This is a genomic window from Sphingomonas sp. BL-S-28 (assembly GCF_055521515.1).
Genome location: NZ_CM145484.1, coordinates 3,827,276 through 3,843,465, shown reverse-complemented (window position 1 = coordinate 3,843,465; position 16,190 = coordinate 3,827,276). Strand labels below are relative to the sequence as shown.

The 16,190-nt window shown below is 65.3% G+C and carries 14 protein-coding genes; 8 read left to right on the top strand and 6 right to left on the bottom strand.

The window, feature by feature from the left end; translation table 11 throughout:
- Positions 1 to 241: 241 nt before the first annotated feature.
- Both ACZ1JC_RS26505 and ACZ1JC_RS26500 read right to left on the bottom strand, forming a co-directional pair.
- Positions 242 to 952 carry a hypothetical protein gene (locus tag ACZ1JC_RS26505; protein WP_465137320.1) on the bottom strand — a complete coding sequence of 237 codons (711 nt, stop codon included), beginning with the start codon at positions 950 to 952 and terminating at the stop codon, positions 242 to 244.
- 100 nt (positions 953 to 1,052) lie between these two features.
- Positions 1,053 to 1,940, bottom strand: a complete 888-nt coding sequence (locus ACZ1JC_RS26500; protein ID WP_465137321.1) for an MBL fold metallo-hydrolase — start codon at positions 1,938 to 1,940, stop codon at positions 1,053 to 1,055.
- Between the two features lie 65 nt (positions 1,941 to 2,005).
- Here ACZ1JC_RS26500 and glpK point away from each other — a divergent pair, with 65 nt between their 5' ends.
- Positions 2,006 to 3,493 carry a glycerol kinase GlpK gene (gene glpK, locus ACZ1JC_RS26495; protein ID WP_465137322.1) on the top strand — a complete coding sequence of 496 codons (1,488 nt, stop codon included), beginning with the start codon at positions 2,006 to 2,008 and terminating at the stop codon, positions 3,491 to 3,493.
- Between the two features lie 35 nt (positions 3,494 to 3,528).
- Here the strand turns inward: glpK and ACZ1JC_RS26490 are convergent, their stop codons facing one another.
- Complete coding sequence (locus ACZ1JC_RS26490) at positions 3,529 to 3,996, bottom strand: DUF1465 family protein (RefSeq protein ID WP_465137323.1); 468 nt, start codon at positions 3,994 to 3,996, stop codon at positions 3,529 to 3,531.
- A gap of 317 nt (positions 3,997 to 4,313) precedes the next feature.
- Positions 4,314 to 4,511 (bottom strand): YdcH family protein, encoded by a 198-nt coding sequence (locus ACZ1JC_RS26485; RefSeq protein WP_395395682.1) that lies wholly within the window; start codon positions 4,509 to 4,511, stop codon positions 4,314 to 4,316.
- A gap of 144 nt (positions 4,512 to 4,655) precedes the next feature.
- Here ACZ1JC_RS26485 and ACZ1JC_RS26480 point away from each other — a divergent pair, with 144 nt between their 5' ends.
- From ACZ1JC_RS26480 to tilS, 5 genes are all read left to right on the top strand, one after another.
- Positions 4,656 to 4,979, top strand: coding sequence for a DUF465 domain-containing protein (locus tag ACZ1JC_RS26480; RefSeq protein WP_465137324.1), 324 nt, complete (start codon positions 4,656 to 4,658; stop codon positions 4,977 to 4,979).
- A 202-nt stretch (positions 4,980 to 5,181) separates the two neighbouring features.
- Positions 5,182 to 7,458 carry a phosphoenolpyruvate--protein phosphotransferase gene (gene ptsP, locus ACZ1JC_RS26475; protein WP_465137325.1) on the top strand — a complete coding sequence of 759 codons (2,277 nt, stop codon included), beginning with the start codon at positions 5,182 to 5,184 and terminating at the stop codon, positions 7,456 to 7,458.
- Between the two features lie 214 nt (positions 7,459 to 7,672).
- On the top strand, positions 7,673 to 8,659 hold the full coding sequence (locus tag ACZ1JC_RS26470; protein ID WP_465137326.1) for a helix-turn-helix domain-containing protein: 987 nt from the start codon (positions 7,673 to 7,675) through the stop codon (positions 8,657 to 8,659).
- 181 nt (positions 8,660 to 8,840) lie between these two features.
- Positions 8,841 to 9,824 carry a tetratricopeptide repeat protein gene (locus ACZ1JC_RS26465; RefSeq protein ID WP_465137327.1) on the top strand — a complete coding sequence of 328 codons (984 nt, stop codon included), beginning with the start codon at positions 8,841 to 8,843 and terminating at the stop codon, positions 9,822 to 9,824.
- A complete protein-coding gene (gene tilS / locus ACZ1JC_RS26460; RefSeq protein ID WP_465137328.1) occupies positions 9,805 to 10,806 on the top strand; it encodes a tRNA lysidine(34) synthetase TilS in 1,002 nt (333 codons plus the stop codon). The genes ACZ1JC_RS26465 and tilS overlap by 20 nt, the downstream gene beginning before the upstream one ends.
- 360 nt (positions 10,807 to 11,166) lie before the next feature.
- Here tilS and ACZ1JC_RS26455 read toward each other — a convergent pair whose 3' ends face one another.
- Together ACZ1JC_RS26455 and ACZ1JC_RS26450 are read right to left on the bottom strand one after the other, a co-directional pair.
- Complete coding sequence (locus ACZ1JC_RS26455) at positions 11,167 to 11,817, bottom strand: L,D-transpeptidase family protein (RefSeq protein WP_465137329.1); 651 nt, start codon at positions 11,815 to 11,817, stop codon at positions 11,167 to 11,169.
- Positions 11,818 to 11,960: 143 nt separating this feature from the next.
- Complete coding sequence (locus tag ACZ1JC_RS26450; protein WP_465137330.1) at positions 11,961 to 12,614, bottom strand: TetR/AcrR family transcriptional regulator; 654 nt, start codon at positions 12,612 to 12,614, stop codon at positions 11,961 to 11,963.
- Positions 12,615 to 12,726: 112 nt separating this feature from the next.
- Between ACZ1JC_RS26450 and ACZ1JC_RS26445 the strand changes: the two genes are divergently transcribed.
- Positions 12,727 to 15,117, top strand: a complete 2,391-nt coding sequence (locus ACZ1JC_RS26445) for a TonB-dependent receptor (RefSeq protein ID WP_465137331.1) — start codon at positions 12,727 to 12,729, stop codon at positions 15,115 to 15,117.
- Positions 15,118 to 15,307: 190 nt separating this feature from the next.
- Positions 15,308 to 16,189 (top strand): alpha/beta fold hydrolase, encoded by an 882-nt coding sequence (locus ACZ1JC_RS26440; RefSeq protein ID WP_465137332.1) that lies wholly within the window; start codon positions 15,308 to 15,310, stop codon positions 16,187 to 16,189.
- Position 16,190: the final 1 nt, after the last annotated feature.

Here is a 16,190-nt window from a genome sequence, read left to right as displayed (position 1 = left end):
GGCCGGTCCGGTTCGATGTCGGAATGCCCGACGCCGGAATTTGCGGCCTATCTAGGGACGCTTGCCGCGATGCCCAAGTGGAAAAACCCACGAGTCTTTTTGAAAATCCGCTGAAGGCGGATTTTGGCGGCACCGGCCCACTCCCCCACCCGACCACCCATCAGGATACACTCGTGGGTGGTCGGGTGGGGGAGTGGGCCGGTGCCGCGATGGGAATGCCCGGATGGGCATTCCCAAAATCTCAACCCGCCAGACGGCTCGCGAGGGCGATCCACCAGGGCGTCACCGCCAGCAGTTCGACCATGACGTGGGACAGGAGCACAACCATCGCCACGGCCAGGGTGGCGGGATGGGTATGGCCGATCTCGCGCCGGTCGTGGCGGACGATCAGCTTGACCACGCCAAGCTGGATCACCATCGAAACCCATTCGCCCCACGGCATGATCAGCGGCATCGGCAGCAATCGGCCCAGCGCGGGTTCCATCAGGAGTATGGTGGAGCCGATCATCAGCCGCTTGTGCCAATCGCTCTGCTTGCGGCGAGACACTGCCATGCCCACCAGCAGCGCGAAGAACGCGGCCTCTATATGGACCAGCGCCAGAAAATAGGCCGGCGTGAAGAACGGCGGGAACATGTGCAGTTGCAGTGCGGTCAGGCATAGGGCGCTAGCCAGCACGACCATCGTCGGCACCATCACCGCGCTGGCCCAGCCCAGCTTGCGATGCAGGGCCAGTCCGCCTCGCCCAGCCAGCAGCGACTGCGTGGTCAGCAGCCCCAGCCAGGCCAGCATCGCCATGCCGTGCAGATGCATGACCAGCGGCGCATGGGCATAATCGACGAAACCGCGCAGGCCGAATTGCGCAAAGGCGAAGACAATGAAGGCCGAAAGCCCGATCGCCATCTTCTGCCAGAAGGAAAAGGCGCCGATCCGCGCCTGCGGCAAAGTTGCCATGGAAATCTCCCCACTCACCCGTTTTCACGGGCCCCATCTTTTTCGAGATGTGGGGGGAAATACTTGAAAACGGATTCAGGAAATACGCCGTTTCGACGAATTACTCTTTCGCCGCGACGAGCGTCCAAGTGTCTTCTTCACGGTTTACAAGGCTTCTTCTTTGCAGATCAAGAAGATGGGCAAGAACAGAGCGCCCGGCGGCGGGCCATAGTCTTTCATCCACGCCCTTGTACATGCGCGGCACCATTTCGCCGATCGTGTGGTGGCCGGCTTCGATCTGTTTCAGGATCTGGCGTTCGCGCTGGCGGCGGTGGCCGATCATGCCGCGCACCAGCTGGCGCGGCTTTTCGACGGCGGGGCCGTGGGCGGGGAAATAGACCGCGTCCTGCTGACGCTCGTAGAGCTTGGACAGGCTTTCCAGATAGGCGGTCATGTCGCCATCGGGCGGGGAGACGACGCTGGTGGACCAGCCCATCACGTGATCGCCGGTGAACAGCGCGCCGGTTTCCGGCAGGGCGAAGCACAAGTGGTTGGAGGTATGGCCGGGGGTGGCCACGGCTTCCAGGGTCCAGCCGTCGCCATGGATCGCCTCGCCATCGGCCAGCACGCGGTCCGGCGCGTAGTCGGGATCGAAGGCGGCGTCGGCGCGAGGGCCGTCGTCGTCCAGCGTCAGCGGCGCGCAGCCGATGATCGGCGCGCCGGTGCGGGCCTTCAGCGGCGCGGCGGCAGGCGAATGGTCGCGATGCGTGTGGGTGCAGGCGATGGCGACGATGCGGGCTTGGCCCACGGCGTGCAGGATCGCCTCGATATGTTCGTCCTCGGCCGGGCCGGGATCGATCACGGCGACTTCGTTGCCATCGCCAACGACATAAGTCTGGGTGCCGGTATAGGTGAACGGCGAGGGATTGCGCGCGAGCACGCGGCGGACCAGCGGGGCGATCCGCTCGGCCACGGCATAGGGCTTGTCGATCAGGTCCGGTGCGTTCATGGCGCCGATATGGTGATTTGCGGGTTCGGTGTCGAGTTCCGCGTGCACGATGAAGAGGGATGTGGATGGCCAAGGGCGTGGCAGGTGAGGGCGAACTGGTCCTGGTGATCGATGCCGGGACGACCTCCAACCGCGCGATGGTCTTCGCGCCCGACGGCAGCGTGCGGGCGACGGCCCAGCGCCCGCTGACCCAGCACTATCCGCAGCCCGGCTGGGTGGAGCACGATGCCTCGGAAATCTGGCAATCGGTGTTGGCCTGCGCGCGCCACGCGGTCTCTCAAGTGGGCGGGGCGGCGCGGATCGCGGCGATCGGGCTGGCCAACCAGCGCGAGACCGTGGTGGCGTGGGACAAGGCGAGCGGCGAACCGCTGGCCCGCGCGCTCGTGTGGCAGGATCGGCGGACCGACGATTTCTGCGCGGCCTTGCGAAGGGCCGGGCATGAGCCGGCGGTGCAGGCGGCGACCGGCTTGGTGCTCGATCCCTATTTCTCCGCCAGCAAGATGCGCTGGCTGATCGACAATGTGCCCGAAGTGCGCGCGGCGGCCGATGCCGGGCGACTGGCGCTGGGCACGATCGATTCCTGGCTGCTGTTCAAGTTGACCGGCGCCCATGTCACCGATGCCGGCAATGCCAGCCGCACCGCGCTGATGGCGCTGGATGGCAAGGGTTGGGATCAGGGGCTGTGCGACCTCTTCGGCGTGCCGCATGCTGCCCTGCCGGAAATCTGCGACAGCGCCGGCACTCTGGGCACCACGCGCGGCGAATGGCTGGGTGCGGCGATTGCGGTAACGGGCATGGCGGGTGACCAGCAGGCGGCGACGATCGGGCAGGGCTGCCTCACCCCCGGCGCGACCAAGGCGACTTACGGCACCGGTGCTTTCGTGCTCGCGAACATGGGAGAGGCGCCGCCAACCTCGCGCCACCGGCTGCTGGCGACGGTGCTCTGCCAGTTGGACGGCAGGCGGACTTATGCGCTGGAAGGGTCGGTCTTCGTGGCGGGCAGTCTGGTCCAGTGGCTGCGCGATAGCCTTGGCCTGATCGACGCGGCGGGCGAGACCGAAGTGCTGGCGCGTTCGGTGCCGGACAATGGCGGTGTCGTCATCGTCCCGGCGCTATCCGGGCTCGGCGCGCCCCACTGGCGGCCCGATGCCCGCGCGGCGATCACCGGGCTGAGCTTCGCGGCCAGCCGCGCCCATCTCGCCCGCGCGGCACTGGAGGCGATGGCGATGCAGACGCGCGATCTGGCCGAAGCTTTTGCAGCGGACGGCGCGCGCTGGACGCATCTTCGCATCGACGGCGGCATGAGCGCCAATAACTGGATGGCGCAGGACATCGCCGACGTTTTGGACATTCCGGTGGAGCGGCCCGGCTTCGTCGAAACGACCGCGCTGGGCGCGGCGATGCTGGCGGCGAGCGGGGCGGGTCTGTTCGCGAATCTGGGCGAGGCAGCCGCTGCGATGGCAGGCGAGCGCAGCGCTTTCGCGCCCCGGATGACGGATGAAGTGCGCGAACGCCGGATTGCGGCGTGGAACAAGGCGCTTGGTGCCGTCTAGGTCGCTCTAGGTGTCGTCTAGGTCGTTTTAGGTGCTTAGCTGGCGAGGCGGCGTTCGATCCGCTCGCGCAGCTGTTCCAGCGCGCTGGGCATCTTCTCGTCCGCCAGTTTCCAGCTGCCTTCCAGTCGCAGCAGACGGTCGTAAAAGCGGCGCGTGGTCTCCACCAGCGTGGCCACTTCGGGTTCCAGCATCGCCAGCTGTCGCGCGTCCGACTGGCGCATGACGGGGGACAGGCGGCCATGGCGGCGCAGCTGCAATTCGCTGATCTCGCCCATGAAATAGGCGCGGTGATTCAGCAGCCAGGCAATCGCATGCATCATCCGGGTGGTGGTGCGCAGTCCCTCGCTGGAGAGGGCGACACGCGCGAAATCGTCATCGCTGACCGGCCTGCCCGAAAGCCTGCCCGCCGGCGCGAATGCGTGGCGGACTTCGTCTGACAGCAGCAGCGCCTCCGCATAGAGGGCGTCGACAATGCGCGGGTTTATGGTCGCGGTTTCGGACATGCGGCGCCCGATATTTCTTAACAACGACTCGCGCACAACCGCTCAAAGGTAAATTTCCAAACCTATTTCGCGATTGTCCCCGTTCGGCACGCTTCATCGCTAACGGCGGTTAATTGAATTCATTGGGAAATTTTGAAAGAGAGTAAGTGGTTGGCCGACCTGACGGTCGGGCAAAACGGGCATCCGCCCGTTTTGGGCGGCACCAGCCCACGCCCCCACCCGACCTCCCACAACAGTGTATCCTGGATGGGAGGTCGGGTGGGGGCGTGGGCTGGTGCCGCAAGCCATTCGCGGATGCGAATGGCGTACCCAACGAATTACGCGATGATATCCGGGATCAGATAATCCTCGATCAGCGAAATCTGGTCTTTCAGCCGCAGTTTGCGTTTTTTCAGGCGGGCGATCTGCAACTGGTCTCCGGCGCCGGCCGAATTGAGCGCATCGATCGCCGCGTCGAGATCGCGGTGTTCGATCTTCAGCATTTCGAGGCGCTTACGCATTTCCTCTTCGGTCACGCCGGGGTTCCCTAGTCTCGATCGGCAGCCCTGATTCGGCTGCCAAATGGCCGTCTGCAGCTATTTTCGCGTTGGGCCCACTCAACGCAGGCGGCACGCAGTTCACCGATATGAAGCAATCACACTCTTCGCAAGATAGCGCGAATGTGGTTCGATCTCTTTCGCGCCGCATCCGTCGATGCCGAGTCGCCAAGAAGCCGTGGGTACCGCGGCAGACAGAACATTCGGTCGTCGGGTTTCGGCCCGGTCAGCTTCGCGGAAAAGCTGGCTCGGGTGCGGCTCAGCCCCCCCCGGAGAAGAGGAGAACTGTCCATGGATAGTCGTCACGTCAACGCCCTGCAAAGCAAGCATGCCGGCCTGGAGCGTCAAATTCATGACGAAATGTGCCGACCCATGCCCGATGTCGTGATGATCCAGGCCCTCAAGAAGAGAAAGCTCAAGCTCAAGGAGGAATTGGCGCGCCATTGAGCATGACCGCTCGGTGATGCCGGCGGCGCCTTGTTTCCCGGAAACAGGGGCTTTCAGGGCCCCTTTAAGGCGCCGCCACGCCGGGATTTCGGTTTTGTAATCGCTGATCGCCTGCGCGAATGCGCGACGTTCTCAGGATAACAGCTGATTTCACGGCTTCGCCGCGTTTCCAAAGCGCTCGCTTTCGGTTACTCGGGTAGCCATGACCAGCGGAGCCGTCGAAGCAGCCCGGAATATCCTCACCCGCCTCCATGAGGTCATGGCCTCGCGCAACCATGCGCAGTCCAAGCTCAACAACGTGGTGGAAACGATAGGGGAGTGCCTCAATAGCGAGGTCTGCTCGATCTATCTGCTGCGTGAAGGGATGCTTGAACTCTTCGCCACGCGCGGCCTTGCGCAAGAGGCCGTGCACGTCACCCGCATGGCCGTGGGCGAAGGTCTGGTCGGCTCGATCGCCGATCGGATCGAGACGCTGAACCTGGCCGAAGCGGCCGCGCATCCGGACTTTTCCTATCGGCCGGAAACCGGCGAAGACAAGTTCCACTCCTTTGCCGGTGTGCCGATCGTCCGCCGCGAACGCGCGGTGGGCGTGCTCTGCGTCCAGCACGTAGAGCCGCGCCGGTACGAGGAAGTGGAGATCGAGGCATTGCAGACGGTGGCCATGGTGCTGTCCGAGCTGATCACCAATGCCGACCTTGTCGATGAAGACGATATCAACGCGGCGGGCTCGCTGCAGTCCGGGCCGCAGCAGCTTCGCGGGCTGGCGCTGGTAAAGGGCCTTGCCTCCGGCGTGGCCGTCTATCACCAGCCGCGCGTCACGATCGAGCACATCGTTGCCGAGGATACCGAGGCCGAGCGTCAGCGCGTGATTCTGGCGTTCGACAAGATGCGCGAACAGATCGACCGCATGGCCAGCCAGGCGGAATTCGGCATGGGCGGCGAGCATGAGGAAGTGCTCGAGACTTATCGCATGTTCGCCTACGACGAAGGCTGGACGCGGCGCATCAACGAAGCGATCGATTCCGGCCTGACCGCCGAAGCGGCGATCGAGCGCGTGCAGCAGCGGACCCGCATGCGCATGCGCCAGATCGACGATCCGCTGCTGGCGGACCGTATGCACGATCTGGAGGATCTGGCGAACCGCCTGCTGCGGATCGTTTCGGGTCAGCTGGGCACCGCCGCATCGATGGGGCTGCGCAACGACGCGATCCTGATCGCGCGCAATCTTGGTCCCGCCGAACTGCTGGAATACGACAAGCGGCGGCTGAAGGGCGTGATCCTGGAAGAAGGCTCGCTCACCAGCCATGTCGTCATCGTCGCGCGGGCCATGGGCATTCCGGTGCTCGGCCGCGTGCGGGGCCTGCGCGGCGTTGTGCGCGAGGGCGATCAGTTGCTGCTCGATGCCGATCAGGCGACGACGATGGTACGCCCGCCCGCCGGTGTGATCGAGGCATTCGAAGCGCGTTTCGCCGAGAGCCGCCAGCGTCAGGCCGCCTATGCCGCGCTGCGCGATGTGCATCCCACCACGCGAGACGGTACGCGCGTGCAGGTGATGATCAACGCCGGCCTGCGCGACGACATCGCCAATCTGACGATGACGGGCGCCGATGGCATCGGCCTGTTCCGCACCGAGTTCCAGTTCCTGGTTTCCGCCACGCTGCCCTCGCGCGAACGCCAGACCCGGCTCTATCGCGATGTGATGGAGGCGGCAGGTGAAAAGCCGGTCAAGTTCCGCACGGTGGACATCGGCGGCGACAAGACGCTGCCCTATCTGCGGCATGACGATGGCGAGGGCGAGGAGAACCCGGCGATGGGCTGGCGCGCGCTGCGCGTCGCGCTCGAACGCGAAGGTCTGCTGAAAGTGCAGGCACGCGCGCTGCTGGAAGCGGCGGCGGGGCGCACGTTGCACGTCATGTTCCCGCTGGTGGCCGAACCCTGGGAGTTCGATCAGGCCAAGGCGGTGTTCGAAGGGCAACTGGCCTATCTGCGCAAGCAGAAGAAAGTGCTGCCCGAAGCGATCCACTACGGCGTCATGCTGGAAGTGCCGGCGCTGGCCGAGCAGTTGGACGTGCTGGCGCCGAAGATTTCGTTCCTGTCGATCGGCACCAACGACCTCACGCAGTTCCTGTTCGCGGCCGATCGCTCCAATCCCAAGCTCGCGGAACGCTACGACTGGCTGAGCCCGGCGATCCTGCGCTTCCTGCGCCGCGTGGTGCGCAGCTGTGAAGGGCACAACGTGGAAATCGCGGTCTGCGGTGAAATGGGTGGTCGCCGTCTGGAGGCACTGGCGTTGCTGGGGCTGGGGATTCACCGGCTGTCGATCACGCCGGCTTCGGTCGGTCCGATCAAGGATCTGGTCGGCAAGGTCAATCTGGCGGAAATCGAGGCTGCGGTGGACGGCTGGCTGGCCGAACCGCCGCGCGATCTGCGCGCTGCGCTTACCGCCTGGGCCGCCGAACGCGGCATCGCGGTGGAATGATGCCGATGCTGTTGTGGCGTGCTGAAAAGCCTCCGCAATGGCCGATTGACACGGGTTTGACTTGCGGGGATGTTACTTACCGTGCACGGGGTCGCATCCGCCGCAGATTTCTGAGAGAATAGTCGGCGCTCCGATTGACTTTGGGAGGCTGCCCGGCTTGGTGTCGATCCCGGTTCGGAACTGTCAAACTCACTGAATTCCCTTCGGGAGCGGAATGGAACACGTCGAAAATCAAGATGCGGGCGATCAGGCGCTCAGGAATGCGGACATCACCGTAGGCACCGTGCTGACACGTGCGCGTGAGGCGGCGGGCCTGTCGCGTGCCGATATCGCCATGCAGACCAAGATCGCCGAACGCCATCTGGCCGCGATCGAGGAAGACCGGCTGGGTGATCTTGCCGCGCGCACCTATGCCGTGGGCTTCTCTCGCGCCTATGCCCGCACGCTGGGGCTGGATGAGAAGGAGATCGCCGAGATCGTCCGTCGCCAGCTTGAAGCGGAAGGCGGGCGTGAGCCGGTTGTGGTCCACGATTTCCAGCCCGGAGATCCCGCCCGCGTTCCTTCGGCCAAGCTGGCCTGGTTCGCCGGCGCCGGTGCGCTGCTGGTGATCGTGCTGCTGGTGGTGTTCTGGGGCAGCTATCTCTCGCCCGAGGGCAAGCTGCCCGATCTGCTTTCGCCCAAGCCCGCGCCTGCGCCCACTCAGGTGGCCGTGCCGGTTCCGGCGGCAACGCCCACCGCTGCGCCCGCCAATGGGCCGGTGGTGCTCACCGCGACCGAGGAAGGCGTCTGGGTCCGCGTGACCGATGGCGCCAATCGCCTTGTCGAAACCACGCTGAAAAAGGGCGAAAGCTGGACGGTGCCGCAGACTGCGCAAGCACCGCAGCTTCGCACCGGCCGCCCCGATGCCCTGGCGCTGACGGTCGGCGGGCGCGCGATTCCGGCGCTGGCCGACAAGCCGACGGTGATGTCGGGCGTGTCGCTTACGCCGGCGGACCTGGCTGCGCGGGCCAATCCGCAGGCTGCCGCTCCGTCGGGCGCGGCGCCCGCCGCTTCCCCGGCTGGCGCGTCCGCCGGCCAGCGTGCGCCCGCCCGCCCGGCCTCGCAGGCGACCGTGCCGGTGACCGAGGCGAACCCGGCGCCGGTTCCCGGCAACGACGCTGCGGCGCCGGCTGCCGCACCGCTTTCCACGACTTCCAACTGACCCTGCCTCGACAGGGGGCGCATCTTGCGGCACCCCTGTCCGCAGGCTTGGTTAATGCCTCGTTCGGAGCGGACGCGGCAGCCTTGAGCCGACCGACCTGTCGACCGATCTGCCGCGCGGCAGGGGCGGCGTAAAGGGGGCGTGTCAGCCGGGCATCGCCCGAGACGGAGATGATTTTGCAATGACTTCTTCACTGAACAGCGTGCGCCGGATGCGCCTTGCCGCGACCGGCGTTGTCGCGCTGGCCCTTGCCGGCGTGAGCTTCGTCGCGCCCGCGCAGGCGCAGGATGGTTCGACCGATGCCCGCCTCAAGAAGGTGGAGACCGAAGTGCGCGCGCTGCAGCGCAAGGTCTTCCCGGGTGGCGACGGCAAGTATTTCGCGCCGGAAATCACCGGTCCCGCCGCCACGCCGACCCCGGCGCCCGGCCAGCCCGCTTCCACGCCGGTCAGCGACATGCTGGTGCGTCTGGACGCGGTAGAGGCGCAGATGGCGCGCCTGACCGGGCAAGTGGAGCAGAACACCAACCGCATCGACCAGCTTGAAGCCAAGCTGGCCGCCGGCATGCCGGCGCCTGCTCCGGTTCCGGTCGATCCTGCCGGCCCGCAGCCGACTGCCTCGCAGTCCAACCTGTCGGCCATGGGCGGCACCCAGCCTGCCGTGATGAAGCCCGCCGCCAAGCCGGCCGAGCTGAAGCCGGCGGTGGAGACCAAGCCGGTCGGGCCTTCGAACTCGCGGATCGATGGGGTGAAGGCGATCGTCAAGCCGCAGTCGGCCGACGCAGCCGATGACGAATATTCCTATGGTTTCCGCCTGTGGGAAGCGAAGTACTATCCCGAGGCGGAGCAGCAGCTGAAGCTCTACCTCGAAAAGTATCCCAAGCACGCCCGCGTCAGCTGGGGCCGCAACCTGCTCGGCCGCGCCTATCTGGACGATGGCAAGCCGCTGGAAGCCGCCAAGTGGTTCGTCCAGAACTACCAGGCGGACAAGCGCGGCGATCGTGCGCCGGACAGCCTGCTGTACCTCGCGATCTCGATGAAGCAGATGAAGGACACCAAGCGCGCCTGCATTGCGCTGTCCGAATTCAGCGAAACTTACGCCGCAGAGGCCGCGGGTCGCCTGAAGGGTCTCTACGATTCCACGCGCAATGGGCTCACCTGCGCCTGATCCTCGCTTGATCCCGGCACCGGAGGCGGTCGAACGCTTCCGTGCCGGGATCGAGGCGATCTGGCCGGAACTGGCCGATGCAGCCGCGCGACTGGGCGTGGCCGTGTCGGGCGGGCCGGACAGCACGGCGCTGCTCTTGCTCGCCGTGGAGGCACTGCCCGGCCGCGTGGAAGCCGCCACGGTCGACCACAGATTACGCCTCGAAAGCGCGGGCGAAGCGGCGGATGTGGCGCTGCTGTGCGAGCGGCTGGGCATTCCCCATGCGACGCTTTCCGTCACTGTCGCTGCCGGCAATGTGCAGGCGGAGGCTCGTGCTGCGCGCTATGCCGCGCTGGCGAAGTGGATCGCGGAGCGCGACCTTTCCGCGCTGGCCACTGCCCACCATGCCGACGATCAGGCCGAAACGCTGCTGATGAGGCTGAACCGGGGCAGCGGTGTCGCCGGATTGGCCGGGACGCGCGGGCGGGGGCGGGTGCCGGAAACGGCGATCCCGCTGCTGCGCCCGGTGCTGGATTGGCGGCGCTCGGAGCTGGGCGAGGTGGTTGCGGCAGCGGGCCTGGTGGCGGCGCAGGATCCCAGCAATTCAAACGACCGCTTCGATCGCGTGCGCATCCGCAAGGCGCTGGCCGATGCGGATTGGCTCGATGTGGCTGCCATTGCCCGCAGTGCCGAGAATCTGGCGGATGCCGATGCCGCGCTGGACTGGATGGCGGCGCTGGAATGGCGTTCCTGCGTGAAGAAGGAACCGATGGGGCTGCGTTATCGCCCTCAGGCGCCGCGCGCGGTGGCGCTGCGGGTCTTGGCGCGCTGCGTGGCCGAACTGGGTGGTGAGGAGCCACGTGGAAGCGCCATAGCGCGGCTGTTCGACACGCTGTGCGAGGGCAAACCGGCGTCGATCGGCGAACTGGTCGTGCGGCCGAATGCGGGCGGGTGGAGTTTCGCCAAAGCTCCGGTGCGCGCGGCGAAGAAGATCAAGGGCTGATTGCGGGGCGGTTGTTTCTTCAACGGCCCGCGCTCAGGTATTTCGGAGTTCCTGAGTTCACAACCAAACTTCGTCGTCCCCGCGGAGGCGGGGATCCCGCTTGTCTTGCGGCACGCGAAAGGTTGCAGAAGAAGGCGGGGCCCCCGCCTTCGCGGGGGCGACGGGAGTGGTGTTTGTCATGGGTTCAATGGTTCTGGCCGTTGTTTGGTCTGCCAGCCACGCCGCCCGTCGTCATTGCGAGCGTAGCGAAGCAATCCAAGGGCGGCGCAAACCGCCCCTGGATTGCTTCGCTACGCTCGCAATGACGATGTGAGGTTGTGATGCAGATGCGTGCTGCTTAGGCGCACTCGCCCGCCGCAATCACGCTCCGACGAGATCGTCGCCCATCGCGGCCTGCTTGCCGCGCGTGATGTAGACCTTGTCGCCCAGCTTGGTCACCGCGAACAGTTTGGCTGCGAAGTCGTCCGGCATGCCGACGCAGCCGTGGCTGGCGTAGCCCTTCGCCACTTCCGAACCGTGCAGGGTAATGCCGTCGTTGGTCAGCCGCTGCATGTAGGGCATCGGTGCGCCGGTGTAGATGTTGGAGACGTGATCCTTGTCCTTCTCGGTGATCGGGAACACGCCGAGCGGGGTGGGCGTATCCTCGGTACCGAGCAGCACGGCAGTCGCGCCGATCTCGTAGCCGTCGCGGAATACCGACAGCACGCGCGCGTCGAGGTCTACGGTGATGACGATCGGGCCGGCGGGCGCGCCGGTTTCGTCCCAATGCCATTCGCCGTACTTGATCGCGCCTTCGATCGGCAGGATCCGCTTGATGACGAAAGCGCTGTCGGTGGCCCGGGCAGGGGCGGGCGCAGGGGCCGGAATTGAGGCCGGTGCTTTTGCCGGAGCAGCTGTGTGGAAAGTCGACGCCGCGCTGGCCGGGGTTGCGGGCTGCGTGGCCATGATCAGCACGCCCGCGATCACCGCAAGAGCGGGTGCCGCCGAAGCGAGGAGGAGCTTGGCCCCCATCGGGGCGCGCTTGCGAGGATTGGCGTTGTTTTCCACGAGGACGCTTATCGCGCATTCTCGCAAATCTTGCCAGTGCGTTAACTAATCGCGTCCCGATTTAGGACCGGTTTACCGTCGAAACGTTAACGTGCTGCGTTAGTTCGTTAGTTTTTGTTCGGCGCGGCAATGCCTTGGCGCAAAATGGAATTGGCGAGGTCTGCCACATCCTCTGGCTGCATGTCATCCGACCATACGGCGTAGCGCAGGCCCAGAAACACGTTCATGCCCATGATCGCCCAGGCGTGGGCCTCGCCCAGTCCTTCGCGCAATTCGCCTTTGCGCACGCCTTCGCCCAGACGTTCGGTAATGCGTCTGGCGGTCGATTCGTAGTGGATGCGGAAGCTGGCGGGATCGACGAATTCGCACTCGTCGATGATGCGATAGATTTCCTTGTGATCGCGCGCGAACTGCAGGAATGCGGTCAGTGCGGCCTGCTCGGTTTCCAGCGCGGGCAGTGGCTCGCGCAGCGCTTCGCGCGCGGCTTCGCGCACTTTGCCGCTGAGGTCGTCCACCAGCGCGCGGAAGATCTCATCCTTCGAATCGAAGTAGGTGTAGAAACTGCCCAGTGCCGTGCCTGCGCGCTGGGTGATGCCGGTGATAGAGGCTTCGTGAAAGCCGCGCTCTCCGAATTCCACCGCCGCCGCGTCCAGCAATTTGCGCAAGGTTCGCCGCCCGCGTTCGGTGCGGGGGGTCTTGGCCGATGTCAGCCGATCTGCAGGTTCGGCATCGACCGGCGGCGAGGGGGCGTCTGTGGTCACAGGGACACAGCTAGACCCGGAACCGGTCCGTGGCAAATGTTCAATGTTGAAACATGGTTCAAGTATCAATATGGTCGCCTCCAACGATAAGATCCATTGGGAGCGACTAGTGATGCAAAAGGCGCAGAGGGGCGGCGCGCGCGGCCGTGCAGCGAAGAATTTCCTTACCTTGACCACGATCCTGGCGGGCCTGTCCGCAGTGCCCGCGATGGCGCAGGATGCCGCGCCGGCACCGGACGCTACGGCGCCGACCACCGTAGGAGAGGGCGAGATCATCGTCACGGCCCGCCGCCGCGAGGAACGTCTGGTGGACGTGCCGATCGCCGTCACCAGCTTCAGCGGCGCCCAGCTGGAACGCTCCGGCGCGGCGGATATTACCGATCTGGCCCAGACGGTACCTAACGTGACATTGGAGCCCTCAAGAGGCACCAACTCCACGCTGTCGGCCTTCATCCGCGGCGTCGGCCAGCAAGACCCGGTTTCGGGCTTCGAACAGGGCGTCGGTATCTATCTGGATGACGTCTATCTCAACCGTCCCCAGGCCGCCGTGCTCGATATCTACGACGTGGAGCGCATCGAAGTGCTGCGCGGTCCGCAGGGCACGCTTTATGGTCGCAACACCATCGGCGGCGCAGTGAAGTACGTCACCAAGTCGCTGCCGGACGAGTTCGCCTTCAAGGCCCGCGCCACTTACGGCACTTACAACCAGCTTGACGGGGTCATCACCGCCTCGGCGCCGATCAACGACATCGTCCGCGTCGGCGGTTCGGTGGCGCGGCTGACGCGCGATGGCTTTGGTGAGAACATCACCACCGGCAAGGACAATTACGACAAGGACATCTGGGCCGCGCGCGGCACGGTGGAGATGGGCGGCAGCGGCCAGCCGGTGCTGATCCGCATCACTGGCGACTACACCCGCGATCGCAGCAATCCGCGCGGCGGCCACCGGCTGATCACCGGCTCCGCACCGGGCAGCGAGATCCTGCCCGACGTGTTCGACACTGCCGGCGCCATCGACGATCCGAAGCAGGATATCGAGGCCTGGGGGCTGGCCATGAACATCAAGGTCGATCTGACCGACGCCCTGATGTTCAAGTCGATCAGCGCCTGGCGCAAGGACCATTCGGCGACCCCGATCGACTTCGACGCCAGCCCCACCGTCGATCTGGACGTGCCTGCCTTCTACGACAACGAGCAGCTCAGCCAGGAATTCCAGCTGGCTTACGACAAGGGCCCGCTGCAGGCGCTGGTCGGCTTCTATTGGCTGAACGCCAGCGCCGACACTTACTTCGATTCGCGCACCTACACCACGCTTCCGGCCCTGTTGCCAATGCTGACCGGCCATACCGAGGCCGATGTCGATACCAAGACCTGGGCGGTCTTCGGCGACATGACCTACAACTTCACCGACCAGCTCAGCCTCTCGGTCGGCGGCCGCTATACCTGGGACAAGCGTGAGGCGGATATCATCAAGCAGACCTATTTCCGGGGCGGCGGCGCACGCTTCGGCAATCCGGGCATTCTCTATTCCACCGACACCAACTTCTCCGGCAGCGCTGTCTACAAGAAGTTCACCCCGCGCGCTTCGCTCTCGTTCAAGCCGAACCGCGATCACAACATCTATGCAAGCTACAGCCAGGGCTTCAAGGGTGGCGGCTTCGACCCGCGCGGCGTGGGCAAGAATGCGCCCACCAGCAATGCCAACGGCATCCCCAGCGATGCGGAAGTGGCCGCCTATCTGAGCTTCAAGCCGGAAACGGTGAACAGCTACGAAGTGGGCTACAAGGGCAACCTGCTGGGCGGCGCGCTCTACGTGGCGGCAGCGGCGTTCCGGATGGACTACAAGGACATCCAGATCCCCGGTTCGGTAGCCTGTACGGTCAGCGGCGTGCCCACCTTCTGCGGTGTCGTCTCCAACGCCGGCAAGGCGCGCCTGCAGGGACTGGAACTGGAAACCACCGCGCAACTGGGCCGCGATCTTGCCACTTCGGGTGACAGGCTAAGCCTGTCCGCATCGATGGGCTACATCGATGCCAAGTTCCGCAAGTACGAAACCTTCATCGCCGGCCAGACGGTGGATGTGGCCGATTATCGCCACATCCAGAATACCCCCAAGTGGACCGCCAGCGGCACGCTGAGCTACGATCTGCCGGTGGGATCGGGTGACGTGATGTTCGCCACGACCGTCTCCTATCGTTCGAAGGTTCATCAGTTCGAGTATCCGAACCCCTATCTGGACCAGAAGGGCTATGCCCTGTGGGATGCCAGCCTGGTCTATTCGGCGCCGGGCGGCCGCTGGACGCTGGGCGTCTACGGCAAGAACATCCTCGACAAGGAGTATATCACCTCGGGCTACAGCTACATCCGGCAGGATGCGGTGACCGGGGCGGTGATCCCGGATGCCAATGGCAACCCGATCCCGACGCTGGGCACCCAGGGCACGCTGACCGGCTTCTACGGCAATCCGCGTCAGGTGTTCGTCACCGGCACGGTGAAGTTCTAGAGCATTTTCTAGTCAGGTAGAATCACCTGATGACTCGGAAAATGCGCCAAACCAAAACCTTAGAGCAGTCCATCCGACGCAGTCGGGTGGAAAACTGCTCTAAGTCGAAGTTTCAGGTCGTTCAGGGGGACGTGGGGCCTGCCACGCCGGCAGGCCCCACGCACAACCGGTTCAAGAGGATCCCACGAGGATGGACTACAGCCTCCATCGCTATCGCAGCGCCTGCGGGCGGCTGGACCTTGTCGCTCGCGACTATCCGGCGCGCGACTTTACGCGCACCGGCCCCGCGCCCGTGCTGTTGATGATGCACGGGTTGACGCGGAACAGCGCCGATTTCGAGCCGCTTGCGGCGCACCTTTCCGGCACTTACCGGCTGATCGTGCCCGATCAGCGCGGGCGCGGGCTTTCGCAGTGGGATCCGAATCCGGCGAACTACCGGCCGGACGTCTATGCGCAGGACATGTTCGCCCTGCTGGACGGGTTGGACGTGGAGCGCGCCTGCCTGATCGGCACCTCCATGGGCGGGCTGATGGCGATGGTGATGAATGCGCTACGCCCCGGCCTTGCCAGTGGTTTCGTGTTCAATGACATCGGCCCGGTGCTCGATCCCGCCGGGCTGGCGCGCATTCAGGGTTATGTCGGGCCCTCGGCGCCGATGGCGTCGTGGACCGAGGCGGCGGCACGCTGCCGCGCGGTCAATGCAGCCGCCTTTCCCGATTACGGCACGGCGGAATGGCTGGCTTTCGCTCACCGCACCTGCCGGAAGAACGATAACGGCACCGTCTCGCTCGATTACGATCCCGCCATCGCACAGAGCATGGCGGGCGACGCGCCGCAGACCGTGCCGCCCGATCTCTGGCCCTTGTGGGATGCGCTGGATGCGGCGCCGGTGCTGGTGGTGCGCGGGGCCTTGTCCGACCTGTTGAGCATCGATACCGCGCGGGAGATGGCGCGGCGCCATTCCGGGCCTTACAGCCATGTCGAGGTGCCGCGCGTCGGCCATGCCCCGATTCTCGATGAGGTGCCCGCGCTCGCGGCGATCCTCTCCTTCTGCAAGGAACATCTGGACTGAC